Origin of the sequence: Neotabrizicola sp. VNH66 (genome assembly GCF_049445895.1) — a bacterium.
In the GTDB taxonomy this organism is placed as follows: Bacteria; Pseudomonadota; Alphaproteobacteria; order Rhodobacterales; family Rhodobacteraceae; genus Pseudogemmobacter.
In genome coordinates this window covers 1-5,507 of record NZ_JBMSDW010000040.1, presented here as the reverse complement: position 1 = coordinate 5,507, position 5,507 = coordinate 1, and the positions used below count along the sequence as shown (strand labels likewise).

General features: G+C 64.8%; 2 protein-coding genes. Both read left to right on the top strand.

Annotated features, from left to right (window positions below; translation table 11 throughout):
- The first annotated feature begins 50 nt into the window (after window positions 1-50).
- A complete protein-coding gene (locus ACO2Q5_RS23740) occupies window positions 51-4,118 on the top strand; it encodes a strawberry notch-like NTP hydrolase domain-containing protein (protein ID WP_423295680.1) in 4,068 nt (1,355 codons plus the stop codon).
- An 11-nt stretch (window positions 4,119-4,129) separates the two neighbouring features.
- Window positions 4,130-5,161, top strand: a complete 1,032-nt coding sequence (locus tag ACO2Q5_RS23735; protein WP_423295679.1) for a DUF7146 domain-containing protein — start codon at window positions 4,130-4,132, stop codon at window positions 5,159-5,161.
- Window positions 5,162-5,507: the final 346 nt, after the last annotated feature.

Genomic DNA, 5,507 nt, shown 5'->3' with positions numbered 1-5,507 from the left:
CGAATAAGTCGGGTGCCCTGACCTCTGCCAATATCGCAAGGAGAACGAACATGACGAACGGCATTCAAGCCGCGCGGCGGGAAACGCATGCCTATCCTCTTGACGAATGGTCATCGGAATTCAGCACACCCCTGCCCATGGGGCTGGCGGCCTTGGCTGCGGCACAGATCACGCCCCGCGATCTGGTCCTCGAGCCGTCGGCCGGGACCGGGCTTCTGGCGATCCTCGCCGAAATCGCGGGCGGCAGCCTCGCGCTGAACGAGTTGGCTGACATCCGAGCTGACCTTCTGCGCCTGCTGTTCCCGGGCCGCCCGGTCACTCGCTTTGACGCCGCGCAGATCGATGATCATCTCTACGCGGGCGTTCGCCCAAGCGTCATCCTGATGAACCCGCCATTCTCGGCGGTGGCCAATGTCGACGCCCGCACCACCGAGGCGACGGCCCGGCATCTGCGCTCGGCGCTCGCGCGCCTGGTCCCTGGCGGTCGGCTGGTTACCATCACCGGTGCCAGTTTCGCGCCCGATACGCCCACCGGGGCGGACACTTTCGCCCGCCTGACCGAGACCGCGCATCTCGTCTTCACTGGCGCTGTGTCGGGTGCTGCCTTCGCCAAGCACGGCACCAGCTTTGAGACGCGGATCTCGGTCTTCGACAAATGCCGTGTTGGCGAGATGGGTGGTGTCACGGCTGACCTGCGCCAGCTGGCCTCTCCGGATGTAGCGCATCTCCTCGCCCGGATCACCGCTGACGTTCCGCCACGCTTTGAGTCGGATCAGACCGCAACGGCTAGTCAGAGCCGTTTTCCCCTCTTCCCGGGAAACTCTGCCCCCTCCACACGCAAGGCCATCGGAATTTCTCGCGCGACTTCTGCGGCCCAACCCGCGCAAGCCATCGCTAAGGTCGAGGCCGAAGACCTCGCCTACACCCTGCGCGAGGGGCGCGAAAACGATGATACCGCGCGCCTGTCGGATGCCATTTATGAGACGTTCCGCCTGCAGGTCATCGACATCCCCGGCGCGGCCCCGCACCCGACCAAGCTGGTGCAGTCGGCGGCGATGGCGTCCGTCTCGCCCCCGAAACCTTCCTACCAACCCAAGCTGCCCGCGGCCGTCCTGCGCGACGGCCTGCTGTCCGACGCACAGTTTGAGACCGTGATCTACGCCGGTGAAGCGCATGGCCCCTATCTCGCCGGGTCCTGGTGCGTGGATGAAACCGGCGACATGGTTTCGGCCGCACCCGACGATGCCACAGACGCTGTCCGCTTCCGCCGCGGCTTCTTCCTCGGCGATGGCACAGGGGCGGGCAAGGGCCGCCAGTCGGCTGGCATCTTGCTCGACAACTGGGCGCAGGGCCGCCGTAAGGCGCTCTGGATCTCGAAGAGCGACAAGCTGCTGGAGGATGCGCAGCGCGATTGGTCGGCTCTCGGTCAGGAGCGGCTGCTGGTCACGCCGCTGTCGCGCTTCGCGCAAGGCCGCGACATCCCGCTTTCTGAGGGCATCCTCTTCACCACCTACGCCACACTTCGCTCGGAAGAACGCGGGGCCAAGAAATCCCGCGTCGACCAGATCGCGGACTGGCTCGGCGTCGACTTCGATGGTGTCATCATCTTCGATGAAAGCCACGCGATGGCAAACGCCGCAGGTTCGAACGGCGAGCGCGGCGATACGGAAGCCTCGCAGCAGGGCAGGGCGGGCCTACGTTTGCAGCATAAGCTACCCAATGCCCGCGTGGTCTATGTCTCCGCCACAGGGGCGACGACAGTCCACAACCTCGCCTATGCGCAACGGCTTGGCCTCTGGGGTGGCGAAGATTTCCCCTTCGCGACGCGGGCGGAGTTCGTCGAAGCCATCGAGGCAGGCGGGGTTGCGGCGATGGAGGTCCTTGCCCGCGACCTGCGGTCCCTCGGCCTCTACACTGCCCGCTCGCTGTCCTATGACGGCGTCGAATACGAGATGCTGGAGCATGCGCTCAGCCCCGAGCAGCGCGGCATCTACGATGCCTATGCGGGGGCCTTCGCCATCATCCACAACAACCTCGCCGCCGCGATGGAAGTGGCCAATATCACGAGTGAGAACGGCACACTGAACCGTCAGGCCAAGTCCGCCGCCCGCTCGGCCTTCGAGAGCGCCAAGCAGCGCTTCTTCGGCCATCTGCTCACCTCGATGAAAACCCCCACGCTGATCGCGTCCATTAATGCCGATCTCGCGGCTGGCCATGCAGCGGTCATCCAGATCGTCTCCACCGGCGAGGCGCTGATGGAACGCCGCCTGTCGGACATCCCTACGGATGAATGGAACGATGTGCGGGTGGACATCACGCCAAGAGAGAGCTGCCTTGATTATTTGCAGCACTCCTTCCCGGTGCAACTCTACGAGCCCTTCACCGATAGCGAAGGCAACCTCTCCTCGCGGCCTGTCACGCGCGATGGCCAGCCGGTGGAATGCCGCGAGGCCGCGCGCAGGCGCGACGCGCTGATCGAGCATCTGGCCTCGCTTCCGCCCGTGCCCGGCGCGCTGGATCAGATCGTCCAGCGCTTTGGCACCGACCTTGTGGCCGAAGTGACGGGTCGGTCACGCCGGATCGTGAGGAAGGGCGAAGGTTCAGCGGCCCGCCTCGTTGTCGAAAGCCGGGCCGGATCTGCCAACCTCGCGGAAACCGCCGCCTTCATGGATGATCAGAAGCGCATCCTGATCTTCTCGGATGCCGGCGGTACAGGCCGCAGCTATCACGCCGATGTTGGCGTGAAGAACCAGCGCCTGCGGGTCCATTACCTCTTGGAACCCGGTTGGAAGGCCGATGCTGCCATCCAAGGCTTGGGCCGCACCAATCGGACCAATCAGGCGCAACCGCCGCTCTTCCGACCGGTGGCCACCGATGTGAAGGCGGAGAAGCGATTTCTCTCGACTATCGCGCGCCGCCTCGACACGCTCGGGGCGATCACCCGCGGTCAGCGCCAGACCGGCGGGCAGGGGTTGTTCCGACCCGAAGACAACCTCGAGAGCCCCTACGCCCGCGACGCCCTGCGCCAGCTTTATCGCCGCATTTATCGTGGCGATGTCGCGGGCTGCTCGCTCGGCGCATTCGAAGATGCCACCGGCCTCAGCCTGACTGATGACAACGGTCTGAAGGATGACCTGCCACCCATCACGACCTTCCTCAATCGCCTGCTGGCGCTGACGATCGATATGCAGGCCGTGCTGTTTTCGGCCTTCGAGGAACTCCTCGACCAAAGAATCGAGGGCGCGATCGCCGCCGGGGTCTATGACCTCGGGCTCGAGACGCTGCGCGCCGAGAGCTTCCGCGTCACGGATGCGCGGGTGATCTACACCCATCCCGGCTCCGGCGCCGAAACCCAGCTCCTCACCATCGCGGAGAAGCGGCGCAACACGCCGACTTCCCTCGCCGATGCGCTCGACTGGCTTGATGACCCGAAGGCACGGCTCCTGGTCAACAGCCGCTCGGGTCGGGCAGCCGTGCAGGTGCCTGCCACCAGCCTGATGCTGGACGACGGCACCATCGAGCCGCGCTTGCGGCTGATCCGCCCGACCGAGGCAAGCACCCTCCCAGCGAAGATCATGGAGGACACCCACTGGCTGGAGGCCGACCGCGCGGCCTTCGCTGCCTCGTGGACCGCGGAACTGGCCGAAGTGCCGGAGTTCTCGGAAGCCACGCTGCACATCGTGGCAGGCCTCCTGCTGCCGATCTGGAAACAACTTCCCCAGGACGAAACCAGCGTCTACCGGCTGCAGACAGACGATGGCCAACGCATCATCGGTCGGCGTGTCTCGCCCGCCTGGGTCGCGACCACGCTGGCAGATGACGCGCCGAAGCTCAGTGCAGCGCAGGTGCATGCCCTCGTTCTGGAGGGCAAGACCGTGGTGCGGCTAGATGAAGGGATGGAGTTGCACCGGTCCCGCGTCATGGGCGTCAACCGGGTCGAACTCTCCGGCTTCTCCGAGGTCGCCAAAGACCGGCTCAAGGCGGATGGCTTCTTCTCGGAGATCATCAGCTGGAAACTGCGTCTCTTCTGCCCGACGGATTCCGGCGGTGTGAAAGTGCTTGATCAGTTACTTGCACGTTTCCCCATCCAGGGTCTACATGCACGCAAGGGTTGTTAATCGTGTGTGCCATGTCATTGGAAACAGAAGAGATACTGCGAGACCTCTCGCAAAATGCCGAAAGCGTCTGCCGCCATTATCTTCCCGCCGGGAGGCGGGAAGGCTCTTACTGGATGGTCGGCGATCTGCAGAACAATCCAGGGAGATCGCTGTTTGTCCGGCTGACTGGACCCGCGTCGGGGGCCGGTGCCGCAGGGAAATTCACGGATAGCGCGACCGGTGAACACGGTGATCTCCTCGACATCATCCGCGAACGCACGGGGATCACCCGCTTTCCCGAACTTCTGGCCGAGGCCCGCGCGCATCTTGGCCGTCCGCAACCGGTTTTCCCGGAGGTGCCAGTGCAACGTGCGTCCAAGTCCCCAAGCGGCACAGTCGAGGCGGCATCGCGCTTGTTCGCAGCCTCGCTACCCTTGGCAGGGTCTCCGGCCGAGGTCTACTTGCGCACCCGGGGCGTCACCCAAGTAGTGCCGAGTGCAACCCTGCGCTTCCACCCGAAGTGCTGGCATCGGGAAGAGTGTCAGACCAAGCCTGTCCCCAGACCTGCGATGATCGCCGCCGTCACCGATGGGGCAGGGGCCTTGCAGGGCGTGCATCGTACTTGGTTGGCACCTGACGGACAGGACAAGGCGGCTGTCGACACACCGCGGCGGGCGATGGGTCAGCTCCTCGGCAATGCCGTCAGGATCGCTCCTGCAGATCAAACCCTCGTGCTGGGGGAAGGCATCGAGACCATGCTGTCCGTTCGCGAGGCGGCACCTTCTTTGCCCGTCTGGGCGGCACTCTCGTCGAGTCACCTCGGAGCCGTCCTGTTGCCGGATGGATTGCAGCGCCTCTACATCGCCATCGACCGCGATCCGGCGGGGCAGCGTGCGGCGGAACGGTTGACCGCCAGAGCAACCGAGGCCGGGATTGCCGTACGGGTGCTCGAGCCACGTCTCGGGGATTTCAACGACGATCTCCGAGCCCACGGCGCTGAGGCGTTGCGCCAGCATCTGGCAGAGCAGATCGACCCCAAGGATCAGCATCGACTGACGATCTGAACTCTCGAAGCGCAAAGGCAGTCTGGAAGCGGGGCAGGGGTCAAGCATCGCTTGAGGAACTGGGTCGCGTATTTTCCCCGCATCCCGGCTGTCGAACCCACCCGACACCCGCACGTCCTTCAAGAGATGGGCAGGCGGCCGTCAAAGGGGCCACCCCTTCAAGGACGGGGGGCAACTGATTTCCGCCGGCGGGGCTCGCCCCGCCTTTGCATCGCGAAGCATATGTGGACACCCCCTTCGTCAAGTCTTTCCTCAATGCGTGTCGAATCCGGTTGGGTGCTTGCATATGTCCGGCCTCGTAGTGCGGCCGGTCGGCCGCGGGCCCTGATGATATCCGCGGATCATG

Excerpts from the sequence above, each read along its gene's own strand:
- ACO2Q5_RS23735 (WP_423295679.1), top strand. The coding sequence starts at position 4,130 with ATGTCATTGGAAACAGAAGAGATACTGCGAGACCTCTCGCAAAATGCC.
- ACO2Q5_RS23740 (WP_423295680.1), top strand. The coding sequence starts at position 51 with ATGACGAACGGCATTCAAGCCGCGCGGCGGGAAACGCATGCCTATCCT.